20 protein-coding genes are annotated in these 22,496 nt (G+C 70.3%); 9 read left to right on the top strand and 11 right to left on the bottom strand.

Features of this window, described 5'->3' with window-relative positions; translation table 11 throughout:
• Positions 1 to 9: 9 nt before the first annotated feature.
• Genes VHAB30_RS28385 through VHAB30_RS28375 form a run of 3 tightly spaced genes read right to left on the bottom strand, consistent with a single transcriptional unit; the run spans position 10 to position 4,234 of the window.
• Complete coding sequence (locus VHAB30_RS28385) at positions 10 to 1,008, bottom strand: Bug family tripartite tricarboxylate transporter substrate binding protein (protein ID WP_159279400.1); 999 nt, start codon at positions 1,006 to 1,008, stop codon at positions 10 to 12.
• 29 nt (positions 1,009 to 1,037) lie between these two features.
• On the bottom strand, positions 1,038 to 3,149 hold the full coding sequence (locus VHAB30_RS28380; protein ID WP_159279489.1) for an acetate--CoA ligase family protein: 2,112 nt from the start codon (positions 3,147 to 3,149) through the stop codon (positions 1,038 to 1,040).
• 23 nt (positions 3,150 to 3,172) lie between these two features.
• The gene (locus VHAB30_RS28375) at positions 3,173 to 4,234 is read right to left on the bottom strand and encodes a porin (RefSeq protein ID WP_159279399.1); all 1,062 of its coding nucleotides are present in this window, start codon (positions 4,232 to 4,234) and stop codon (positions 3,173 to 3,175) included.
• A 262-nt stretch (positions 4,235 to 4,496) separates the two neighbouring features.
• Here VHAB30_RS28375 and VHAB30_RS28370 point away from each other — a divergent pair, with 262 nt between their 5' ends.
• A complete protein-coding gene (locus VHAB30_RS28370; RefSeq protein WP_223301435.1) occupies positions 4,497 to 5,120 on the top strand; it encodes a Crp/Fnr family transcriptional regulator in 624 nt (207 codons plus the stop codon).
• 25 nt (positions 5,121 to 5,145) lie between these two features.
• On the opposite strand, the gene VHAB30_RS28365 is transcribed toward VHAB30_RS28370, so the two are convergent.
• From VHAB30_RS28365 to VHAB30_RS28335, 7 genes are all read right to left on the bottom strand, one after another.
• Positions 5,146 to 5,769 carry a YdeI/OmpD-associated family protein gene (locus tag VHAB30_RS28365; protein ID WP_235926955.1) on the bottom strand — a complete coding sequence of 208 codons (624 nt, stop codon included), beginning with the start codon at positions 5,767 to 5,769 and terminating at the stop codon, positions 5,146 to 5,148.
• The gene (locus VHAB30_RS28360; RefSeq protein WP_174250307.1) at positions 5,757 to 6,704 is read right to left on the bottom strand and encodes a phosphatidate cytidylyltransferase; all 948 of its coding nucleotides are present in this window, start codon (positions 6,702 to 6,704) and stop codon (positions 5,757 to 5,759) included. The genes VHAB30_RS28365 and VHAB30_RS28360 overlap by 13 nt, the downstream gene beginning before the upstream one ends.
• Before the next feature lie 5 nt (positions 6,705 to 6,709).
• On the bottom strand, positions 6,710 to 7,375 hold the full coding sequence (locus VHAB30_RS28355) for a lysophospholipid acyltransferase family protein (protein WP_095747742.1): 666 nt from the start codon (positions 7,373 to 7,375) through the stop codon (positions 6,710 to 6,712).
• A 71-nt stretch (positions 7,376 to 7,446) separates the two neighbouring features.
• Complete coding sequence (locus VHAB30_RS28350) at positions 7,447 to 7,887, bottom strand: hypothetical protein (protein WP_062482724.1); 441 nt, start codon at positions 7,885 to 7,887, stop codon at positions 7,447 to 7,449.
• Entirely contained in the window at positions 7,880 to 9,220 is a 1,341-nt protein-coding gene (locus VHAB30_RS28345) for a phosphatase PAP2/dual specificity phosphatase family protein (protein WP_159279397.1), read from the bottom strand. The genes VHAB30_RS28350 and VHAB30_RS28345 overlap by 8 nt, the downstream gene beginning before the upstream one ends.
• Positions 9,217 to 10,983, bottom strand: coding sequence for a bifunctional alpha/beta hydrolase/class I SAM-dependent methyltransferase (locus VHAB30_RS28340; protein ID WP_159279396.1), 1,767 nt, complete (start codon positions 10,981 to 10,983; stop codon positions 9,217 to 9,219). The genes VHAB30_RS28345 and VHAB30_RS28340 overlap by 4 nt, the downstream gene beginning before the upstream one ends.
• A gap of 38 nt (positions 10,984 to 11,021) precedes the next feature.
• Complete coding sequence (locus VHAB30_RS28335) at positions 11,022 to 11,636, bottom strand: CDP-alcohol phosphatidyltransferase family protein (protein WP_159279395.1); 615 nt, start codon at positions 11,634 to 11,636, stop codon at positions 11,022 to 11,024.
• An 88-nt stretch (positions 11,637 to 11,724) separates the two neighbouring features.
• Between VHAB30_RS28335 and ruvB the strand changes: the two genes are divergently transcribed.
• The 3 genes from ruvB (at position 11,725) to VHAB30_RS28320 (ending at position 14,943) form a co-directional block, all read left to right on the top strand.
• The gene (gene ruvB / locus VHAB30_RS28330) at positions 11,725 to 12,789 is read left to right on the top strand and encodes a Holliday junction branch migration DNA helicase RuvB (protein WP_062482092.1); all 1,065 of its coding nucleotides are present in this window, start codon (positions 11,725 to 11,727) and stop codon (positions 12,787 to 12,789) included.
• Between the two features lie 7 nt (positions 12,790 to 12,796).
• On the top strand, positions 12,797 to 13,756 hold the full coding sequence (gene dmeF / locus VHAB30_RS28325; RefSeq protein ID WP_159279394.1) for a CDF family Co(II)/Ni(II) efflux transporter DmeF: 960 nt from the start codon (positions 12,797 to 12,799) through the stop codon (positions 13,754 to 13,756).
• A gap of 119 nt (positions 13,757 to 13,875) precedes the next feature.
• The gene (locus tag VHAB30_RS28320) at positions 13,876 to 14,943 is read left to right on the top strand and encodes a hypothetical protein (protein ID WP_159279393.1); all 1,068 of its coding nucleotides are present in this window, start codon (positions 13,876 to 13,878) and stop codon (positions 14,941 to 14,943) included.
• 15 nt (positions 14,944 to 14,958) lie between these two features.
• On the opposite strand, the gene VHAB30_RS28315 is transcribed toward VHAB30_RS28320, so the two are convergent.
• A complete protein-coding gene (locus VHAB30_RS28315; RefSeq protein ID WP_159279392.1) occupies positions 14,959 to 16,710 on the bottom strand; it encodes a lysoplasmalogenase family protein in 1,752 nt (583 codons plus the stop codon).
• Positions 16,711 to 16,804: 94 nt separating this feature from the next.
• Here VHAB30_RS28315 and VHAB30_RS28310 point away from each other — a divergent pair, with 94 nt between their 5' ends.
• The 5 genes from VHAB30_RS28310 (at position 16,805) to VHAB30_RS28290 (ending at position 22,485) form a co-directional block, all read left to right on the top strand.
• Positions 16,805 to 17,674 (top strand): UDP-2,3-diacylglucosamine diphosphatase, encoded by an 870-nt coding sequence (locus VHAB30_RS28310; protein WP_062482079.1) that lies wholly within the window; start codon positions 16,805 to 16,807, stop codon positions 17,672 to 17,674.
• Between the two features lie 149 nt (positions 17,675 to 17,823).
• Positions 17,824 to 19,026, top strand: a complete 1,203-nt coding sequence (locus VHAB30_RS28305) for an acyl-CoA dehydrogenase family protein (RefSeq protein ID WP_159279391.1) — start codon at positions 17,824 to 17,826, stop codon at positions 19,024 to 19,026.
• A 12-nt stretch (positions 19,027 to 19,038) separates the two neighbouring features.
• Positions 19,039 to 20,190 carry an acyl-CoA dehydrogenase family protein gene (locus tag VHAB30_RS28300; RefSeq protein WP_159279390.1) on the top strand — a complete coding sequence of 384 codons (1,152 nt, stop codon included), beginning with the start codon at positions 19,039 to 19,041 and terminating at the stop codon, positions 20,188 to 20,190.
• Between the two features lie 4 nt (positions 20,191 to 20,194).
• Complete coding sequence (locus tag VHAB30_RS28295; protein ID WP_159279389.1) at positions 20,195 to 21,709, top strand: acetyl-CoA acetyltransferase; 1,515 nt, start codon at positions 20,195 to 20,197, stop codon at positions 21,707 to 21,709.
• Positions 21,706 to 22,485, top strand: coding sequence for an enoyl-CoA hydratase-related protein (locus VHAB30_RS28290; protein ID WP_159279388.1), 780 nt, complete (start codon positions 21,706 to 21,708; stop codon positions 22,483 to 22,485). Before VHAB30_RS28295 ends, VHAB30_RS28290 begins: the two co-directional genes overlap by 4 nt.
• Positions 22,486 to 22,496: the final 11 nt, after the last annotated feature.

Raw genomic sequence — 22,496 nt, 5'->3', positions numbered from 1 at the left:
GAAGGCGGATCAGTCGAGCTTCACGCCCGTGGCCTGCGTGAGCTTCAGCGTCACGGGCAGGAAGGCCTTGTAGGCCGCGGCGGCCTCGGGCGGCAGGTTGCCCACGGGCTCGGCGCCGAGCTCCTCGATGCGCCGGCTCACCTCGGGCTGGCGCACCACCGCGCTGACCTCGCGGCCCAGGCGCTCGACGATGGCGTCGGGCGTCCTGGCCGGCGCCATCAGCGAGGTCGGTCCGGTCATGGCGTAGACCTCGTCGGCGTAGCCCTGCTCGGCGAAGGTGGGCACGTCGGGCAGCGCGCGAGCGCGCCGCGGGCCGGCCACGGCCAGCGGGCGCAGCTTGCCGGCCTTGATGTACGGCTGCAGCGTGGTGACCGAGCCCACGGTCATCTGGATCACGCCGCCGATCAGGTCGATCGCCATCGGGCTCTCGCCCTTGTAGGGGACGTGCATCGTCTGCAGGCCGTAGGCCTTGTCCATGTAGACCTGCACCTGGTGCGGCTGCGTGCCCGGGCCCCACGAGCCCATCGAGTACTTGCCGGGCGCGGCCTTGGCGGCGGCGATCAGGCTCTTGAAGTCGGTGGCCGGCACCGAAGGGTGCACCGCCAGCACGGTGCGCGTGGTGGCGATGTCCGACACCATGCGCAGGTCGGTGCGCGGGTCGTAGGGCAGCTTGCTGTAGAGCACCAGGTTCGCCGTGACGGGGCCCGGCACCGTGAGCAACAGCGTGTGGCCGTCGGGCGGGCTCTTGGCGACGTAGTCGGTGCCGATGATGCCGCCCGCGCCGCTGCGGTTCTCGACCACCACCGGCTGGCCCAGCCGCTTCGACAGGCCCTCGGCCACGAGCCGCGCGAGGATGTCGGTCGAGCCGCCCGCCTGGTACTGCACGATGATGCGCACGGGCTTGGAGGGGAAGGGCGCTTCCGTGGCTGCTGCCGCGCCGGTCGCGAGCACCAGTGCCGCGCCCAGGCCGAGCGCGCGCGAAAGGCCGTTCTTCGATGTCGTCGTCATGCGATGTCTCCGGTGGTTGTTGTTGTGCTTCAGGGTGCGCGGCCGACGACCAGTGCGTCGACGGCCACGCAGCCGCCCTCGGCCCGCGGGCGCGCGATCAGCGGGTTGATCTCGGCGCTGTCGAGCGAGTCGCCCGCGCGCTGCGCGAAGTCGGCCAGCGCGCACAGCGCGTCGGCGATCGAACCGAGGTCGACCGGCGGGCGGCCGCGTGCGCCGTTCAGGATCGCGAAGGCGCGCAGCTCGCGCACCATGGCCAGCGCGTCGTCGCGCGCGATCGGCAGCGCGCGCAGCGACACGTCGCGCAGCGTCTCGACGTGGATGCCGCCCAGGCCGAACATCAGCACCGGCCCGAACACCGGGTCGCGGTGCACGCCCGCGATGCATTCGACGCCGCCCGTCAGCATGCGCGCCACCAGTGCACCGTCGAGCCGCGCCTCGGGCCGCGCCGTGAGTGCGAGGTCGCGCGTGCGCTCGAAGGCCGCGCGCGCCTGCGCCGCGCCGCGCAGCCCGAGCGCCACGCCGCCCACGTCCGACTTGTGCGGGATGTCGGCGCTGACGATCTTCACCACCACCGCCTCGCCGAGCGCCTCGGCGGCGGCCGCGGCCTCGTCGGCGCTGCGCACCACGCGGTGCGCGACCACGGGCACGCCGGCGCCGGCCAGCAGCGCGAGCGCGTCGGGCTCGGACATCGTGCCGGGCGCGAGCGTCAACGGCGCCTGGGTCGACGCGGGTGCCGCAACCGCTGCCGCCGCAGGCTTCAGCCCCGCCAGCGCGGCGATCGTGCGGATGCCGTCCGACGGGTCGGCGAACACCAGGCAGCGCATGGCCTCGAGTTCGGCGCGGCGCTCGGGCGTCAGCAGCGTGCTCACTGCCAGCAGCGTGTCGGGATAGGCCTCGCGCAGCGACGCCACGAGCGAGCGCAGCACCGGCCAGAACGCGTCCGACGCGCCCGCGGCGGCCAGGAAGCCCATCCACGAGGCGAAGCCCTGGTCGTCCAGCATCACGCGCGCCGTGCGATCGATCAGCGTCATGTCGTTGGTGACCTGGCCCGTGATGTCGACCGGGTTGCGCGGCGCCGCGAAGGGCACCCAGCGGCGCAGCGTGTCCTGCGCGGCCTCGCTCAGCGGCCGGGCGTCCAGGCCCTGGGCCGAGGCCTCGTCGGCCATCAGCGCGCCGACGCCGCCCGAGAGCGTGAACAGGCCGATCGAGCGGTCGCGCGGGCGGCCTGCCACGGCGGCGCTGTGGGCCAGGTCGAAGAACTCCGTGAGGTTGCGCGCGCGCAGCACGCCGTACTGGCGGAACACGGCGTCGTACACCGCGTCGTCGCCCGCCAGCGCGGCGGTGTGCGAGGCCGCGGCCTCGGCGCCCAGCGCAGTGCGCCCGACCTTGACCATCACCACGGGCTTGCCGTTGGCCTGCGCCAGGGCCAGCGCGGCACGCAGGCGGGGGCCGTCGCGGCAGCCTTCCATGTAGGCCATGATCACGTCGGTGTCGGAGTCCTGCGCGAGCCAGGCCAGGCAGTCGGCGACCTGCACGTCGGCCTCGTTGCCGGTGGTGGCCCACAGCGACAGCCCGACGCCGCGCGCCCGCGCCATCGCGTAGGCATAGGCGCCGAACGCGCCCGACTGGCTCACCAGCCCGATGCGCCCCGGCATCACGCGGCCCACGCCGGGCGCCGGCGAGAAGGTGGCGTACACGTGGCGCGCGATGTTCATGAAGCCCAGGCAGTTGGGGCCGACCAGCCGTACGCCCGCGGCACGCGCCTTGTCGCCCAGCCGCGCCTGCGCCGCTGCGCCCTCGGCGCCCACTTCGGCAAAGCCCGAGGAGAACAGCACCACGCCCTTCACGCCCGCCGCGATGGCGTCGTCGAGCGCGCCGTCGACCAGCGCCGACGGCACGGCGAGGATGGCCAGGTCCACCGGCTGGCCGATGGCGCGCAGGCTGGGGAAGGCCGGCAGCTCCTGGATGCGGTCGGCGTTCGGGTTGACCGGGTACAGCGCGCCCTCGAAGCCGAAGCGGCGCTGGTAGTCGACGGGGATGCCGCCGATCTTCTGCGCGTTGGACGAAGCGCCGACCACCGCGATGGCACGCGGCGCGAACAGCGCCGAGAGGGATTCGGCTTGCGAAGAGAAGAAGTCCATGGGCATGGCGGAGGTGTCGGAAGTCAGAAGTTGTGGCGGATGCCGGTGGCCAGCACGCGCACGTCGTTGCCGCTGTTGGCGATCACCGGGATGGTCGCGAGCGAGGCCGAGGCGCCGTGCCGGTTCAGCAGGCGCAGCCAGCGCGCATAGACCACGGTGCGCTTGCTCAGGTAGTAGTCGTAGCCCAGCGTCCAGGCCAGCTGCGAGCGTTCGCTCTCGGCCACCTTGCGCTGCGTGGCGCCGAAGATCAGGTTCGAGGCCGGCGTCACGTTGTAGGTGGCGCCCAGGTTCACGAGCTTCGCGGTCGGCACGTGGGGCAGGCTCGAGGCGTTGCGCACGTAGCTGGCGTACAGCTGCAGGCCGATGGAGGGCAGCTCGTAGGAGCCGGTCAGCGCCTGGTAGGTCGTGGTGCTGGGCGAAGCCACCGGCGCCGCGCCGGTGCCCGAGCGCGCGCGCTGGAAGGCGTAGGCGATGTAGTACGGCTTGCGCGCCCAGCCGATGTTGCCGCCGTAGACGTTGCCGCTCTGGTGGCTCGGCGCGCTCGATTCGCCGGGCGCGTAGGCCAGGTCGGCGAAGAACTCCATGCTGGCCGGCGTGCGGTAGCGCACCATGTTGCTGGCGCGGGCCGCGAAGGGCGTGAGGCCCGGTTGCGCGTCGGTGGCCGCCACCAGGTTGATGGGCGAGAACACCGAGTTCAGGCCGTAGGGGTCGGCCTTGAACAGCGCATAGAACATCGGCGTGTACATGCGGCCTGCGTCGATCTGCCCCCACGGCGCCGAGAACCCGACGAAGGACTGCCGGCTGAACGACATCGCGGGGCCCGGCAGCGTGCCGTTGCCGGTGTCGGGCGCAAAGCCGCTCTCCAGCGTGAAGTGCGCGCCCAGGCCGCCGCCCAGGTCCTCGGTGCCGCGAAAGCCGATGCGCGAGGCGGTCTGGCCGCCGTCCTCCAGCCGCATGGAGGAGGCGGGGCCCGACCTGGCGTGCGCCACGTACAGGTCGAGCGTGCCGTAGACGCTCACGGTGCTTTGCGCGGACGCAAGGGCGCAGGCCGCGAGCGCGAGGGCCGCGGTGGCTGTCTTCTTCATTTGGGTTGTCTCCGGTGTGGCGAGCCGCTAGGCGGTGCCGCCTGTGTGCTTGTCGATGTCCGGGGCTTACGATAGAAATGAAGGGCCCCCGAATCTGTCAACGCTTTGACAGATTCGTGAACACCAGGGCAGGGAGAACCCGCTGACCCGACCACCTGCAACCACCCCTCCCGACGCCGAAGACAGCGCCGAGCTGCTCGACCGCGCGCTGCGCTGGAACGAGCTGTTCTCCCAATGGCCCGACGCGCGCCGCGCCGAGCTCATGAAGTCGGCGCGGCTGGTGCGCTACCGCCGCCGCACGCAGGTGCTGGCGCGCGACCGCCACAAGCGCGAGCTGCTGGCGGTGGTGTCAGGCTGCCTGGAGATCAGCAGCATGAGCCCGCAGGGGCGCAAGTACGTCAACGCGCTGCTCGGGCCCGGCCAGGTGGCGCCGCTGGTGCGCCTGCTCGAGGACGTGCCGCTGCCCTACGACTACCACGCGCACGAAGACTCGGTGATCGTCCACCTGCCCAGCGACGCCGTGATCGCGGTGCTCGACGCCGAGCCCGCGCTGTGGCGCGGCGTGGCCCGGCTGGGCCTGAAGCGCCAGCGGCTGAGCGTGGTGCTGCTGCAGAACCAGATGCTGAACTCGGTGCGCGGGCGCGTGGCCGCCACGCTGATGAGCGTGATCCACTTCTACGGCATGCAGGTGGAGGCGGCCGCGAGCCTGCCGGTGCGGCTGTCGCAGAACGACCTGGCGGCGATGCTGGGGCTGTCGCGCCAGACCATCAACAAGGAGCTGGGGCGCCTGGTCGCGGAAGGCGTGATCGACATGAGCTACAAGCGCATCCGCATCGTGGACCCCGACCAGCTCGCGGTCATCGCGACGGGCACCGGGCCGCAGTGAGCGGCACGCACCGCAAGGCGAAAGCTCAGGGGTGGATCTTCTCGCCCTTGGCGAGCATCTCGACGAACTGCGCGATGCGCCGGGCGCGCGTCTCGGGCTTCTTCGCGCCCTGCGTGCGGAACAGCACCGCAAAGCGGTTGCGCGCGTCGAGCGTGGCGAAGAAGGCCTTGGCGGTGCGGTTGGCGTCGAGCGCGGCCTGCAGGTCGGGCGGCACGGTGGCCACGCTCGGGGCGTCGTAGGCCGCCTCCCAGCGGCCGTCGGCGCGGGCACGCTCCACCTCGGCCAGGCCGCCGGGCTGCATGCGGCCCTCGTCGATGAGCTTCAGGGCCTTGTCTCGGTTGATCTTCGACCAGATGCTGCGCGCGGTGCGCGGCGTGAAGCGCTGCAGAAAGAACTGCGCGTCCTGGCTCTTGCGCTGGCCGTCGATCCAGCCGAAGCACAGCGCGATCTCCAGCGCCTCGGGGTGGTCGACGGAGGTGATGCCGCTGGCCTTCTTCGCGATGCGCAGCCAGACGCCGGCGTGGCTCGCATGGTGTTTCTTGTACCAACGCAGCAGCGCGGCGGCGTCGGCGCATTCCAGCGGCGTGTCGTCGACGATGCGGTCCACCTTGACCGCGGTCTTCTTCGCCGCCGGGCTCACGGCACCCACCAGTAGCGCAATGCGTGGAAGTAGATCGGCGCCGCGAAGATCACCGAGTCGAGCCGATCGAGCATGCCGCCGTGGCCTTCGATCATGGAGCCCCAGTCCTTCACGCCGCGGTCACGCTTGATGGCCGACATCACCAGTCCGCCGAAGAAGCCCAAGAGGCAGATCATGAAGGCCATGAGCGCCGCCTGCCACGGGTTGAAGGGCGTGGCCCAGTACAGCGCCGCGCCCATCGCGGTGGCGCTGGCCACGCCGCCGATCAGGCCTTCCCAGGTCTTCGACGGCGAGAGCTCGGGCGCCACCTTGCGTTGGCCGAACAGCTTGCCCCACACGTACTGCAGCACGTCGCTGCCCTGCACCACGATGACCAGGAAGGCGATCAGCAGCAGGTTGCGGCCCTCGAAGCCCGGGATCTGCAGCGTGAGCAGCGCCGGCACGTGGCTGATGCAGAACACGCACACCATCAGGCCCCACTGGATCTTCGAGGTGCGCTCCAGGAAGCGCTGCGTGTCGCCGCCCACGGCCGCCAGGATGGGCAGCAGCAGGAAGGCGTAGACCGGGATGTAGATCGAATACAGCCCGTACCAGTCGATCCAGATCAGGAAGTACTGGCCCGGCAGCGCCACGAAGAAGGCCAGCGCGATCGCGCCGTGGTCGCCGCGCCGCGTGTAGGCCAGGCTGATGAACTCGCGCAGCGCATAGAACGAGATCAGGTAGAACAGCACGATCACGCCGCCCTTGCCGAAGGCAAAGGCCAGGCCGATCACCGCCACCATCACCCACCACGCGTTGACGCGCGAGTTCAGGTTGTCGATCACCGAGTGCGGCTGGCCGTGCGCCACGCGCCACTTGAGCAGCGCGCCGATGGCCGAGGCCAGCACGAGCACGCCGAAGACGCCGCCGAAGAGCCTGAAGGTGGTCCAGGCGAAGGGGGACATTTCGATCACGAGGCGGTCCCTCCGTTTTGTTCGATGCGGTCGTACTCGGGGCGCAGGTCGAGCATGGCCGTGCGTGCGCGGGCGAGGAAGGCGACCTTGTCTTCGCCTTCCTCGAGCTGGATCGGCGCACCGAAGCGCACCGTGCAGGCCAGCGGGATCGGCACCAGCGTGCCCTTGGGCAGCACGCGCTTGAGGTTCTCGATCCACACCGGCACCAGCCGCACGGTGGGGCAGGCGCGCGCCAGGTGGAAGAGGCCGCTTTTCAGCGGCAGCAGGATGTCGTCGCCCGTGTTGCGCGTGCCCTCGGGGAACATGATGAGCGAGTCGCCGCCTTCCAGCGCCTCCTTCATCTGGTCGACCGGGTTGCCGCCCTGGCCCGAGCCGTCGCGGCGGATCATGAGCGCGTTGAACACGTCCTTGCCGATGAAGTTGCGCAGCTTCGAGGCCTCCCAGTAGTCCTGGCCGGCCACGGGCCGCGTGAGCGCGCGCAGGTCGGAGGGCAGCGTGGCCCACAGCAGCACGAAGTCACCGTGGCTGGTGTGGTTGGCGAAGTACAGCGTCTGCTCGGCCTTGGGCGTGGTGCCCGACCAGATGGCGCGCACGCCGGTCAAGAGGCCGGCCGCGCCGATGATGAGCTGGCCCGCCACCACCGCGAGCCCGCGGCGCACGATGGCGCCGGGGCGGGCGCTGTCGTTGCCGTCGCCGTTGCTGCTGTCGTTCTTGTTGTTGCCGTTGTCGTTGTTCAAGCGAGTTCCTGTGTCATGAGGGCGAGCAGGAAGAGCGCGTTCTGGCAGGCGATCACGATGGCGTGGCGCTGCATCAGTTGGCGGGTTCCCTGCACGCGGTCGGCGAGCGCGCGGGCGTTGGGCTGCGGCGGCGGGTCGCGCAGCCCGAGCACCGACAGGGCGTTGTCCATCGCGCCCAGCGAGGCGATCTGGCCGTTGGCCAGGCCTTCGAACAGCGCCTGGTCCAGCCGCAGCCGGAAGGCGAAGTAGCGTTCGAGCACGCCCAGCACCATCACCGCGGCAAAGGCCAGGATGGCGGTGTTCGAGAGCCCGCGCAGCGTGAGCGCCAGCACCAGGGCGGCGATGCAGGTGAGCGCGAAGCCCCAGAGGGCGAGCATGGCCGCCGCGCGCAGCAGGCCGGCCAGGGTGGTGCAGGTGGCGCGTTCGTTGTCAGTCATGGCGCGAAGGTGTTCCAAGGGGTTCGAGCGCGGCACGCCAGGCGGCGTGCAGCACGATCTGCGGGCGGGCGCGGCGCACGGCGTCTTCGGCTTGCGCCAGACCGTGGTCGCGGCCCAGCCAGGCGATCACGGCGGCGGCGCTGCGCGAGAAGCCCAGCGCACAGCAGACCCAGACCGTGGAGCCGTCGGCCGCCGCCGCGCGGCGCTGGCCTTCGATGACGGCCGCGGCGCGGCGCAGGCGCACGGGCGGCGGCACCACGAGGTCGAGCAGCGGCACGCAGCGCGCACGGGCGGGCGGCACGCCGGCCGGCAGTTGCAGCTCGGCGCACAGGCTCACGAGCCGGGGTTGGCCGGCGGCGAGCCATTCGGCTTGCGTGGGGCGGCGGCCCAGGCGCAGGCCGGGCACCACCTCGACCGAGGCCGGCAGCTTGCGCGTCCAGAGCCACACATTGAAGGCCGCGGCCAGGCGGTAGGGCGCGAACAGCCAGCGCGCCGCCCAGCCCATGCGGCCGTGGCCGTCCATCTGGAAGCCGCGCGCGCCGAAGCCGAGGTAGTTGAGCGCCACCAGCGCGAGCGCCGCCGCCGGCCAGGCCAGCCACAGCGCCACGCCGCCCGTTGCCAACGCCGCGAACAGGCACAGCGCTGCGCCCACGGCATAGAAGCCCGCGAGCTTCAGCCGCTGCGGATCGCGCGCCAGGCGCCACGCGCGCAGCATCGACACCCGGCGCGCCATCGGCCACAGCCAGACGCAGAAGATGCCCAGTAGCGCGCCGGTCGGGATGTCGATGAAGTGGTGCTGCCAGGTCGTGAGCACCGAGGCGCAGATCGCGAAGGCCCACACATGCAGCACGAGCCGCGCCCACAGCGGCCGGATGAAGCGCCGGTACCAGTCCCACAGGATCACGGCCAGCGCGATGTGCAGCGAGGGCGCCTGGTTGTAGGGCTGGTCGAAGCCGCGCAGCGCGTTGAACAGGAAGGCCGGCGCGCCCTCCACCGGCGGCTGGCCGAAGCTGAAGTGCAGCGGCCAGAGGATGAAGCAGGTGCAGGCGATGAGCGTGGCGCTCACCAGCCGCAGCGCATGCCGGTCGAGCGTGTGGCGGTCGCGCGCCAGGAACAGCGACAGCGCGTAGAAGACGTTGATGGTCCAGTACGGAAAGATCGTCCAGGCCCAGAAGGGCACCTGCCGCTCCCAGTCGAAGGCCATCGAGGGCACGCTGGCGCGCGTGGTGGCCCACCAGTTGGCGAAGCCATACGTGGCGTAGAACAGCGGCCCCAGAAACACCAGCCACGCGGCGGCGCGTTTCCACGGCCGGGGCGCGCGCCGGGCGGTCATTGCGCGACGCGCACCGCCAGCGACACCGTGAAGATGCCCCACTCGTCCACCCGCTGGTCGATCTTGCGGAAGCCCGCCTCCTCGACCAGTTGGTCCATCTCGGCCTGCGTGCGCCGGCGCATCACCCAGGCTTCGCCCTGGCGGTGGCTGGTGAGCGCGCGGGCGATCATTTCGAGCTGTGGGTGCCAGGGCTGGCCGGTGTAGACCAGGTAGCCCCGGTCTTCCACCGCGTCGCCCACGCCCGCGAGCGAGCGGCGCACCATCTCGTTGTCGGGGAACAGCTCGTACAGGCCCGACACCACGGCCAGCGTGGGCCTCGGCGTCACGCTCGCCAGGCTGATGCGGTCGAAGGCGTCGGCCTGCACGAACTGGGCGACGTCTTCCAGGCCCTTCTCGGCGATCAGGGTCGTGCCGTCGCGCACGTTGATGTCGCTGTAGTCGCGCAGCAGGATCGAGCTGGCCTTGACGGGGCTGGCCAGCACCGCGTCGAGCACGTAGCGGCCGTGGCCGGCGGCGATGTCCATGAGCCGCACCTCGCGGTGCATCTCGACCAGCCGCTCCATCGCGATGCGCAGCAGCTCCTCGACGTGGATCTTGCGCTGGCGGATGCCGCGCCAGCCGATGGAGTCGAGGTAGGTGCGGTCGACCGAGCGGCCCAGCGCGCCCTTGCCCTGCGGCTGGTTGCGGTAGACGTAGTCGAGCGTGCTGCCCGAGTCGAAGCCGGTGGCGTGGCCCAGCGCGATGCCGCTGGACAGCGCGCCGCCCACGCGCAGCCCGCCGCGCGTGATCGCCCAGTAGGCGCCGCGCGGCGACAGGGGCGAGAGCGGTTCGGCCAGCGCGCGCGACTCGTCGGCGGTGTTGCCGTTCAGGTGCGCCTCGCGCAGGTCGACCGGCACGGCCGGCTCGTCGAAGCGCTGCAGGATGAATTCGCGGATCGACGCCACCGCGGGCGCCCGGTCTTTTTCGCCCAGCGTGTCGTGGAAGAAGCCCGGCAGCACCGTCTTCGTCTTCACGGCGCTGCCCAGCCGCTCGAAGAACTGGTGCTGCGGCTTGTGGTGCACCACCCAATCGGCGCCCGAGATGAGCAGCTGCACCGGCAACGTGATCGCGTTGGCGTCGGCCACCACGCGGTCGGCCGCCTCGTACAGGCCCAGCAGGATGTTGACGGCGATCGGGCGCGAGATCAGCGGGTCGTTCTTGTAGCTCTCGATGCGCGCGGGGTCGTGCGTGAGGAACTTCGGCTTCACGTAGCTGTTCACGAAGAACAGCCCGCGCAGCTTGTGCATGAGCGCCAGCCCCGGCCGCGCGAACGGCACGTAGAGCTTGACCTTGAAGGCCGGCGAGGCCAGCGTGAGGCCGCGCACCTTGGGCGCGTAGTCGTGCGCCCAGGTGGCGATCAGCACCGCGCCCACGCTCTGCGCCACCACGTGGATGTCGTGCTCGGGCACGCCATGGGCGGCGGCGATGTGCTGCACGAAGGTCTGCACGTCGCGCACCGAGGTGCCGAAGCTGGGGCTGTAGCCGCGCTGGCCCGGCGACAGGCCGTGGCCGCGCGCGTCCCAGGCGAAGAAGTCGAAGTCGGGCAGGTCCAGCTCGTCCACCAGGTGCGCCATGCGCGCGCCGTGCTCATGGCCGCGGTGGAACAGCAGCACGGCGCCGCGCCGTGCGCCGCTGGTGGCCGGCCAATGGCGGTAGAACAGCGATTCGCCGTCGTGCGTGCGGAAGTGGTGCTCGGCGGCGACGCGGGGTGTGGAAAGGGTCATGAAGAAGGGTCTTCTTTATTTATTTGTATGGGGGTGTTTCAGGCGGCGGGCGCCTCGGCCTCGGCCAGGGCGCGGCGGATGCGGTTGACGACCGTCCAGGCCACCAGCGCGGCCACAAGCGGCATCAGCAGGGCGGTCCAGCCCGGCAGCGGCCCGCCGAGGGCGACGTACAACCCGAGCGCGCCGAACACGAAGGCCCGGTCGCTCTTGCCCATCGGCCCGTCGTAGCGGCGCGAGGCGCCCACCGTGGGGCCCAACGCGCCGGCGAATTCGCTCAGCCCGGCCAGCACGATGACCGTGCCGACCCAGAACGGCGCGAACGGCGCCACCAGCGCGAAAGGCAGGTAGAGCGCGGCGTCGGAGACCACGTCGGTGAGTTCGTTGAGGAAGGCGCCCAGCCGGCTTTGCTGGTGGTGCTCGCGCGCCAGCATGCCGTCGATGGCGTTGAAGGCCATGCGCAGGAACATCCAGGCGGGGATCAGGCCGAAGGCCGCCAGCGAGGGCGCGGCGAAGAACAGCCAGAGCCCGAGCACGACCGACACCGCGCAGGCCGCCAGCGTCACCTGGTTGGCCGTCACGCCCATCGCATGCAGCCGGACCACGAGCGGTCGCAGCAAGGCCTGGAAACGCGGTTTCAGTTCGTAGATGGACACGCCTGACCTTCCCCTCGTTTTGTTGTATTAGCCGATCATTCTGCCAGCGTGGCCAAGGACTAAACTCATTGCCGAAGACCCACCTCCAATGACCATCCAGACCGACGATTTCGCCCCCGCCCCGCAACGCGTGGTGTCCGCCGCCCCCGCCTCGCCCAACGAGGAGGCGATCGAGCGGGCCCTGCGGCCCAAGCTGCTCGATGAGTACGTCGGCCAGGCCAAGGTGCGCGAGCAGCTCGAGATCTTCATCGGCGCGGCGCGCAAGCGCAAAGAGGCGCTCGACCACGTGCTGCTGTTCGGCCCGCCGGGCCTGGGCAAGACCACGCTGTCGCACATCATCGCGGCCGAACTGGGCGTCAACCTGCGCCAGACCTCGGGCCCCGTGCTCGAAAAGCCCAAGGACCTGGCGGCGCTGCTGACCAACCTCGAGCCCAACGACGTGCTCTTCATCGACGAGATCCACCGCCTGAGCCCGGTCGTCGAGGAAATCCTGTACCCCGCGCTGGAGGACTACCAGATCGACATCATGATCGGCGAGGGCCCCGCGGCGCGCAGCATCAAGCTCGACCTGCAGCCCTTCACACTGGTGGGCGCCACCACCCGCGCCGGCATGCTGACCAACCCGCTGCGCGACCGCTTCGGCATCGTGGCGCGGCTGGAGTTCTACACGCCCGAAGAACTGGCGCTCATCGTGCGCCGCAGCGCCGGCCTGCTCAAGGTCGAGACCGACGCCGCCGGCGGCTTCGAGATCGCGCGCCGCTCGCGCGGCACGCCCCGCATCGCCAACCGCCTGCTGCGCCGCGTGCGCGACTACGCCGAGGTCAAGGGCAACGGCCGCATCACCGAGGACATCGCGCACAAGGCACTGGCCATGCTCGACGTCGACCCGCAGGGCTTCGACCTCATGGACCGCAAGCTGCTCGAGGCCGTCATCCACCGCTTCGACGGCGGCCCGGTCGGCCTGGACAACGTGGCCGCCAGCATCGGCGAGGAGCGCGACACCATCGAGGACGTGATCGAGCCCTACCTCATCCAGCAGGGCTACCTGCAACGCACACCGCGCGGGCGCATCGCCACGCTCGCGGCCTACCGCCACCTGGGCGTGGTGCCGCCCTCGGGCCGCGCCGACGGCCCGGACCTGTTCGGAGCCTGAGAATTCCATGCACACCCACGACCTGAGCGCCTGGCAGCACGACCACCATTTCGGCGCCGGCAATGCCGCCGCCGAACGCAGCACCCGCCTCGTGATGTGGATCACCGCCGCCATGATGGTGGTCGAGATCGGCGCCGGCTGGTGGTTCAACTCCATGGCGCTTTTGGCCGACGGCTGGCACATGAGTTCGCACGCGCTGGCCATCGGCCTGAGCGCCTTTGCCTACGCCGCCGCGCGGCGCTACGCCCGCGACCCGCGCTTTGCCTTCGGCACCTGGAAGATCGAGGTGCTCGGCGGCTTCGCGAGCGCGCTGCTGCTGCTCGGCGTCGCCGCGCTCATGGTGGTCGGTTCGCTGGAGCGGCTGTGGTCGCCCGTGGCCATCCACTACCCCGAAGCCATCTCGATCGCGGTGCTGGGCCTGGTGGTGAACCTGGTCTGCGCGCGGCTCTTGGGGCATTCGCATGACCATCACGGCCATGACCACGGGCACGGGCATGACCATCACCACGGCCACGACCACGCACACGGCCACGACCTCAACCTGCGCTCCGCCTACCTGCACGTGGTGGCCGACGCCGCCACCTCGGTGCTCGCCATCGCGGCGCTGCTGGGTGGCTGGTTCTACGGCTGGTCCTGGCTCGATCCGGCCATGGGCATCGTCGGCGCCGTGCTCGTCGCCGTCTGGGCCAAGGGCCTGCTGAAGGAAACCGGCAAGGTCCTGCTCGACCGCGAGATGGACCACCCCGTCACCGCCGAAATTCGCGAAGGCGTCGAGACGATGCTGGCCGATTCCGAAACCCGCGTGGCCGACCTGCACGTCTGGCGTGTCGGCCGCGATGCGTACGCCTGCGCGCTCACGGTGGTGACGCATTCGGCCACGCTCACCGCCGACCAGGTGCGGGCGTGCTTCTCGATGCACGAGGAGATCCGGCACTCGACGGTGGAGATTCAGCGCTGCGCTGAGTAGAGAAAGGGTTTCGCTGTTGCAGCCATCTCCTGTCTATCCATGAGAACGATGGCTCCGGCCTGCTTCAGAAATTCCCGTGGACTCGTTTGCCGTGAGCGAACGCAAATCGGCAGCGCTGCATGAACTTCCTTGATGCTTCTTGCGTCTGGACAGGCATCGGCAAAGCGCGCAAGTCACGAAACAGCACCTGCATCGTTCTCGGCGCCATATTTCTTTTCAGCCTTTCGGGCTGCAGCGTCCGCAAGGATTCGCCCGAAGAGCGCATCGGCAATTTCCAGTTCCAGTACGTGGATTTCACGGGCTACTTGCGTCCGGCCGATCCCTCGTACCTCATCGTCCGCCATGGCCGCCTTTTCCCGAAGGAGCTGAAGGCGCCTGATGAGACAGGTCGGTTCATCGCGATCGAAGCACGTTTGGCGGGCCCCCATCCGACATGGCTTGTGAGCAGTGCTTCCAACTTCTATTTCCTCAAGGAAGCATCGGACGGTTCGGTCGCGGTCACTCCGCTTCCGACCACGGCAAGGGCGATACCGAACGCATGGATCGCCAACGGAATTGCCACCACCCGACTCGATGCGGGCCGTTGGTTTGTTCACGACGCCAGAACGCACGAGCTGACGAATGGAAGAGCGCCGCAATACACCGGACGAATTCTCGACGAGCGCTCGCTCCAGATTCAGTTGCTGCCGCTTCAATCGATTCCCGGGGTGGATTTCGATCTGGACGAAATCGTTTCGGTGTCGCCTGACAACAGCACGGCAGCCTGGTTCTCCTATCTGTACTCATCAGGGGAGAAAAAAGGCGCTCTCACCGTCGTCGACAAAGACGGTGAAACGATGCCGTTCACCAAATTGGATCCACTGCTCTACGAACGTGCGTCCCCCCTCAACGATGCCTGGACGCCGTGGTTCAACACCTTTGCCAGCTGGAATCGCACGAAGGAAGGTCGCTGGGTCGTCGATATCCACCACGAAAAAGTGGCGGGCCTGGTGGAAAAGCGGCGCCGAGAGAAAGAGGCTGAGGACGCTTGCCGCAAGCGTCAGCTCGAGCGGCCACTCGACTTGCGCGAGACCTCGACGACGGGGCCAGTCGCCGCCGTGGAGTCGATTCTGGACTGCGATCCGAACGCCGGAAAAAACGCACATCGGCTTCCCTTGCGCCGCAATGCAACAGATGGTCGCTTCTGATAGGGCGAGCGAAATCTACCCACTTCGAGGAGATTTCGCATGCCGCACGATCAGCATCTGCGCCGTGTAGTACGTCGCCAGCACCCACAGCGACGCCAGCGGCAGCGGCGACACGAAGCGGTTGATCGCCAGCAGCGCATCGCTCAGCATGAAGAAGCAGGCGCCCACCGCCACCCACAGCGCGGCCGGGTCGCTTGAACGCAGCACCGCCGCACGCCCGATGGCCTGCGCCGCCATGCAGGCGATCACCACCACATAGAACCCGACCGGGATGCGCAGCGCCACCGGCAGGCCGCCCTGCCACAGGAAGGCGTACATGCCCGCGCCGATCAGCAAGGTGGCTGCCAGCGCGCGGGGCCGCGGGAACAAGCCGACGCCGATGCGGAACAGCGCGATGTACGCCAGGTGCGCGAGCAGGAAGCACACGAGCCCGGGCACGAAGAGGTTCGCCGACCCCATGAGCAGCACGTCGCCCGCGAGCGAGAAGACCAGGCCGGTCAGCAACAGCGCATCGAAGCGCGCGATGCCGCCGGGCTGGCGTTGCGCGCGGCGGGCCGCGAAGGCGATGGCGATCGCCAGGGCCAATGGCTTGAAGAGGAGGTGCAGCCAGCCGATGCCCAAGGCCGCGCTCGCCGTGGCCAGCGCGGCGGCCTCGACCAGCAGCACCTCGGTGACCGAGAGCCGTCCCTGCAGCACCGCGCCCACGGCCCACAGCCCGGCCGTCAGCGCGGCCAGCCAGACGGCGGCCTGCGGCAGCGGCACGGCGTCGGAGTACCAGAGGAACACCGTCACGCCGGCCAGCAGCGCGAGGAACTGCAGGCCCGCGAACCATTGCACGCCGCGGCTCACCACGGGCTCGTAGCGCGTCACCTTCGCGATGTCGAAAGCGGGCTTGGGGTAGCGCGCCGCCACGTCGGCCGGTCGCCAGCCGGGTGGCTTGAACCACACGCGCAGCTTGTCGGACCAGCGGCGCGCATGCCATGAGTCCCTGGCGAGCGCCCAGTAGACCTCGGCGTTCGCCCACAGCGGGTCCCAGCTTTTCAGCTCGCCGCGCGTGCCGTACACGCAGCGCTCGTCCTCCTCGCGGAAGGTGCCGAAGAGGCGGTCCCACACGATCAGCACGCCGCCGTAGTTGCGGTCCAGATACGTGTCGTTCACCGCGTGGTGCACGCGGTGGTTCGAGGGCGAGCAGAACCAGCGGTCGAACCAGCCGAGCTTGCCGACCTGTTCGGTGTGGACCCAGAACTGGTAGAGCAGGTCGATGAGCGCCACCACGACGAACACCAGCGGCGGCACGCCGGCCACGGCCATCGGCAGGTAGAAGACCCAGCCCAGCAGCGCGCCGCTGGAGGTCTGGCGCAGCGCGGTCGACAGGTTGTAGTGCTGGCTCTGGTGATGCACCACGTGCGCGGCCCACAGCACGGCCGACTCGTGGCCCATGCGGTGCAGCCAGTAGTAGCAGAAGTCGTAGAACACCAGCGCCAGCAGCCAGCCGTACCAGGTGGTCCAGAACTCGCGCGCCGTCTCTTGCGGAAAGAGCGCCACGGCCGAGTACACGGCGGTGTAGATGCCGATGCGCAGCAGCCCCGTGAGCACCGCGCTGATCTGGCTCAGCATGCCCAGCCCGATGCTGTTCACGGCGTCGGCCAGGCGGTAGGTGTCCTGCCCGGTGCCGCGGCGGGCGCGCGCGCGGCCGACCGCGAACTCGATCGCGATCAGCAAAAAGAACACGGGGGACACGAGAACGATGATCTGGCCAGAGCGCATCGTCCGATTGTGGCGTTGCCCCGGTGCCACGCGTCACCGGGATGTCACGGAGTCGCCATCGCGCGGTCATGCGCGGATGCGAACCTGCCGGACCATGCAACGCGACGACGCTTTCCTTCGCGCCTGGCGCGACACCGCGATCCAGCCTCCCGAGCCGGAGGACGACGATGCGGCGCGTCCGGCGCTGCGCTATCGCACCCTCTGGATCTCCGACCTGCACCTGGGAACGCCCGGCTGCCAGGCCCGGGCGCTGCTCGACTTTCTCAAGCACACCGAGTGCGAGACCCTGTTCCTGGTCGGCGACATCATCGACGGCTGGCAGCTCAAGCGCCACTGGTACTGGCCGCAGGCGCACAACGACGTGATCCAGAAGCTGCTGCGCAAGGCGCGCAAGGGCACGCGCGTGATCTTCATTCCGGGCAACCACGACGAGTTCGCCCGCAAGTACCTCAACCACAACTTCGGCGGCATCGACGTGGCCGACGAGTGGATCCATGAAACGGCCGACGGCCGCAAGCTGTGGATCATCCACGGCGATTTGTTCGACGGCGTGATCCAGTGCGCCAAGTGGCTCGCCTACGTGGGCGACTCGCTCTACGAGTTCACGCTCAAGCTCAACCGGCATCTCAACTCGCTGCGCGCGCGCATGGGGCTGCCGTACTGGTCGCTCTCGAAGTACCTCAAGGGCAAGGTCAAGCGCGCCGTGAGCTACGTGGGCGACTTCGAGAACGCCGTGGCCCGCGAGGCCCGCAACCGCGGCGCGCAGGGCGTGGTGTGCGGCCACATCCACCACGCCGAGATGCGCGACATCGACGGCATCCTGTACTGCAACGACGGCGACTGGGTGGAAAGCCTCACCGCGCTGGCCGAGCATGCCGACGGCACGCTCGAGATCATCGACTGGGCGCAGCACATGCCCGTCGGGACGCAAGCGGTGCCGGCGCGCGAAGCGGTCGCGGCCTGAACGTCCGGCCCCGCGCGGGCCTTGATCGAAGAACTGAAGAAAAAAGCGCTCACCGCCGCGGTGGGGCGCCCACGTTCGTCCGATCCGACGATGCCGCGCCGGCGCGCGCGCCGCACACTTGCCGGGTGTGAACCCTGTGAGACAACACCATGGCCTGGACCCTCAGCGCGGCGGAGACCGCGTTTCGCGACGAGGTTCGCGACTTTCTCGCGCGCGAGCTGACGCCTGAGCTGCGTGCCGCAGGGCGTCGCTGCTCCGGCATCTTCACCGACTACGCCGACGGCAACCGCTGGCACCGCGTGCTGGCCCAACGCGGCTGGAGCGTGCCGCACTGGCCGATAGAGCACGGCGGCACCGGCTGGACGCCGATGCAGCACTACCTCTTCGCCAGCGAGCTGGCCGCGGCCGACGCGCCGCCGCGCGCGCCCATGGGCCCCGGCATGGTGGCTCCGGTGATCATCGCCTTCGGCACCGAGGCGCAGAAGCAGGCCTGGCTGCCGGGCATCCGTTCGGGCGAGGACTACTGGTGCCAGGGCTACTCCGAGCCGCAGTCGGGCTCCGACCTGGCCTCGCTGCAATGCAAGGCGGTGCGCGACGGCGACGACTACGTCATCAACGGCACCAAGATCTGGACCACCCACGCGCAGTACGCCAACCGCATGTTCTGCCTCGTGCGCACCGCCTCGGGCGGCAAGGCGCAGCAGGGCATCAGCTTCCTGTGCTTCGACATCCCCCAGGCCGGCCTGACCATCCGCCCGATCATCAGCATCTCGGGCGACCACGAGCTCAACCAGGTGTTCTTCGACGACGTGCGCGTGCCCGCCAGCGGCCTCATCGGCGAGGAGAACCAGGGCTGGACGGTGGCCAAATACCTGCTGCAGCACGAGCGCGGCGGGGCCTGGGCGCCGATGCTGCGCGCGCGCCTGCGCCGGTTGCGCGCTGCGGCCGACAGCGCCTTTGCTGCCGCGGGCGACACCGCCGCCGACGAGGCGCGCGAGATGGCGCTGCGCCTGGCCGAGATGGACTGCGCCATCGATGCCGTCGAGGCCACCGAGCTGCAGTCGCTGCGCGCCCAGGCCCGCGGCGAGCCGCACGGCATCCGGCCCTCGATGGGCAAGGTGATGGGCTCCGAGCTGCGCCAGCGCCTGACGGAACTCGGTGTGGAGATCGCCGCGCACTACGCGGCGGCCGACCTGCCGCTGGACGACAGCCTGCAAGGCGCGCTGGCCGTGCCCGAGGAGGCGGTGTTCTCGATGTCGGCCTACCTCAACGACCGCGCCGCGTCGATCTACGCCGGCTCCAACGAAGTGCAGCGCAACATCATCGCCGCGCAATTGCTGCAATCACGCTGAGGCCCGCTTGCCATGACCACCCTCACCGACCAAGACGATACCCTCGCGATGCTGCGCGACAGCCTCGCGCGCTACCTCGACGACCAACACGGTTTCGAGCAGCGGCTTCATGCGCTGGCCGCTGCCGACGATGCACCGCCACCGTTCTGGCAAGGCCTGGCAAGTGACCTCGGGCTGCTGGGCGCGGCCCTGCCCGAATCGCAGGGCGGACTGGGCCTTGGCCTGGCCGCGCACCTTGCGCTGCTGCCCACGCTGGGCGGCGCGCTCGCGGCCGAGCCGTATCTGTCCACGCTGGTGATCGGCGCCGGCCTGCTGCAGCGCCATCCGGGCGCGATGGCCGATGCGCTGCTCGCGCGCGTCGTCGCCGGGCAGGCCGTGCTGGCCTTCGCGCACGACGAGCCGCACAGCCGCCATGCACGCGACGACGTGCGCACGACGCTCGTGCGCGAGGCCGACGGCCGGCTGCGGCTCGACGGCCGAAAGGCCGTGGTGCAGGCCGCGCCGTGGGCCAGCCATGTCATCGTCACGGCGCGCAGCGACAAGGGCTTGTCGTTGCTGGTCGTGCCCAAGGACACGCCCGGCGTGCAACTGCGCGCCTACCGCACGCGCGACGGCGGTCGCGCGGCCGACATCGCCTTCGACGCGGTGCGCCTGAACGCCGACGCACTGCTCGGCGAGGAAGGCGCAGCGCTGCCGCAGATCGAGCAGGCACTCGACGAGGCCACGCTCGCCGTCTGCGCCGAGTCCATCGGCATCCTGCGCCGGCTGATGCGCGACACGCTCGACTACGTGCGCCAGCGCAAGCAGTTCGGCGTGCCGATCTCCAGCTTCCAGGTGCTGCAGCACCGGCTCGCCGACATGCACATGGCGCTCGAACAGGCCGACGCGCTCACCGCCAGCGTGGGCGAGGCATTGGCCGCGGGCGCCGATGCGGCCTCGCGCGCTCGCGCCGTCTCGTCCGCCAAGGTCGCGGTCGCCAAGGCCTGCCGCGCCGTGGGGCAGGGCGCGGTGCAGCTGCACGGCGGCATGGGCATGACCGAAGAACTCGCCGTCGGCCACTACGTGCGCCGCGCCACCCTCATCGAAGGCCAGTTCGGCCCGCCCGCGTGGCACCTGCGCCGCGTGGCGCAGCTTCAGCAACAACAACCCCTCTCACAACACTAACCTCATGACAGCACTGGACGATCGCACGCCGGTCATCGTCGGCGTCGGCGAGATCACGCACCGCACCAAGGAGGCCGCCGAAGGCCTCGAACCCATCGAGCTGATGGCGCGCGCCATGCGTGCTGCCGCACAGGACAGCGGCGCCGCCGCGCTGCTGGCCGGCCTCGACTCGCTCGACGTCGTCTGCGAGTACTCGTGGCCCTACACCGACGCGCCCGCGCTGCTCAACGAACGGCTGGGCTGCAGCCCGGCGCGCAGTGTCTACGGCGTCACCGGTGGCGAGTCGCCGGTGCGCTACATCCACGAGGCCGCGCTGCGCATCGCGCGCGGCGAGAGCCAGGTGGCGGCCATCACCGGCGCCGAGGCGCGCTACACGGTGGACGCTGCCGCCAAGCTCGGCATCCCGCTCGACTGGACCCCGCGCGACGACAGCGTGAAGCTGGTGCGCGGCACCGACATCTGCCACCCCGTGGCGATCAAGCTCGGCGCAGCCATGCCGACCACCATCTACCCGTTCTACGAGAACGCCGCGCTCGCCCACTGGGGCCAGACGCCGCGCCAGGCGCAGGACGAGTCGTCGCGCCTGTGGGCGCGCTACTCCGAGGTGGCCGCCGCCAACCCCTACGCCTGGCTGCGCAAGCCCTTCACGCCCGAGGACATCGCGCGCGTCGACGCGGCCAACCGCCTCATCGCCTGGCCGTACACCAAGCACATGGTGGCCAATCCGCTGGTCAACATGGGCGCGGCCGTGCTGCTCACCAGCGTGGGCCATGCGCGCGAACTCGGCATTCCCGAAGACCGCTGGGTCTACGTGTGGGACGGCGCTGCCGCGCGCGAGCCGCGCGACTACCTGCAGCGCGACCAGTACCACCGCTCGCACGCGCAGGACCTGGTGATGGAAACCGTGCTCGCGCAGGTCGGCGGCGACGCTTCGGCCTTCGAGATGCTGGAGCTGTACAGCTGCTTCCCCATCGTGCCCAAGATGGCGCGCCGCACGCTGGGCCTGGCGCCCGAGGCGCGCATGACCTCCACCGGCGGCCTGAGCTTCTTCGGTGCGCCGCTCAACGACTACATGACGCACGCCGCCGCCGGCCTGGTGCGCGCGCTGCGCGCCGCGCCGAAGGGCAAGGCGGCGCTGCTCTACGGGCAGGGCGAGTACGTCACCAAGCACCACGCGCTGGTGCTGGGCTCCAGCCCGCCGCCGCAGGGGCTTCCGAAGCCCGACTACGACGTGCAGGCCGCCGCCGATGCGCGGCGCGGGCCGGTGCCGCCGCTGGTGCTGCAGTACGCGGGCGCCGCCACGCTGGAGACCTTCACCGTGGTCTACGGCCGCGACGGCCAGCCCTCGCAGGGCATCGTGATTGCACGCACGCCGGCCGGCGAACGGCTCATGGCGCGCGTCGAGGCCACGGACACGGCCTCGCTGAAGGTGCTGACCGACCTCGACCGCAGCCCCGTCGGGTGCGTCGGCACGGTGACGGCGGGTGCGGACGATCTCTTGAACTGGAGCGTGTCATGAGCGCAGTCACCGTCGAACGCCTGCCGGGCCACGTCGCCCTCGTCACCATCGACCGCCCCGAGGCGCGCAACGCCGTCAACGGCGACGTGGCGTCGGGGCTCGAAGCCGCCGTCGATGCCACCGAGGCCGACGACGACATCCGCGCCGTGGTGCTCACCGGCGCCGGCCGCGAGGCCTTCTGCGCGGGCGCCGATCTGAAGGAGGTGTCGGCCGGGCGCGGCAGCGCGCTGCGCACCGAGCGTGGCGGCTTCGCGGGCTTCGTGTACCGCGAGCGCAGCAAGCCGTGGATCGCCGCCGTCAACGGCAAGGCGCTGGCCGGCGGCACCGAGCTCGTGCTGGCCTGCGACCTCGTCGTGGCCGTGCGGCAGGCCGCCTTCGGCCTGCCCGAGGTGCTGCGCGGGCTGATCGCCGCGGCGGGCGGGTTGTACCGGCTGCCGCGCGCCATTCCGCCCAACATCGCGCTCGAACTGATCCTCACGGCCGGCCAGCTCGATGCCGAGCGCGCGCACGGCTTCGGCCTGGTCAACCGCCTCGTGCCCGACGTCGATGGGCTGCGCGAGGCCGCGCTGGCGCTGGCCGCCGAGATCGCGCGCAACGGCCCGGTGGCGGTGCGTCAGAGCCTGCGCGTGGCGCGCGAGGCGAACAGCGGGCTCGACGAAGCCGCGCTGCGCGCCCTCACGCGCGACGCCTTCGAGCGCGTGGCCGCGAGCGAAGACTTCAAGGAAGGTCCGCGCGCCTTCATCGAAAAACGCGCGCCGCGCTGGAGCGGTCGCTGAACCAGAAAGAG

The sequence above is a fragment of the Variovorax boronicumulans genome, assembly GCF_009811375.1.
Lineage (GTDB): Bacteria > Pseudomonadota > Gammaproteobacteria > Burkholderiales > Burkholderiaceae_C > Variovorax > Variovorax boronicumulans.
The sequence above is the reverse complement of the archived record's forward strand: the minus strand, read 5'-3'. Positions and strand labels throughout refer to the sequence as shown.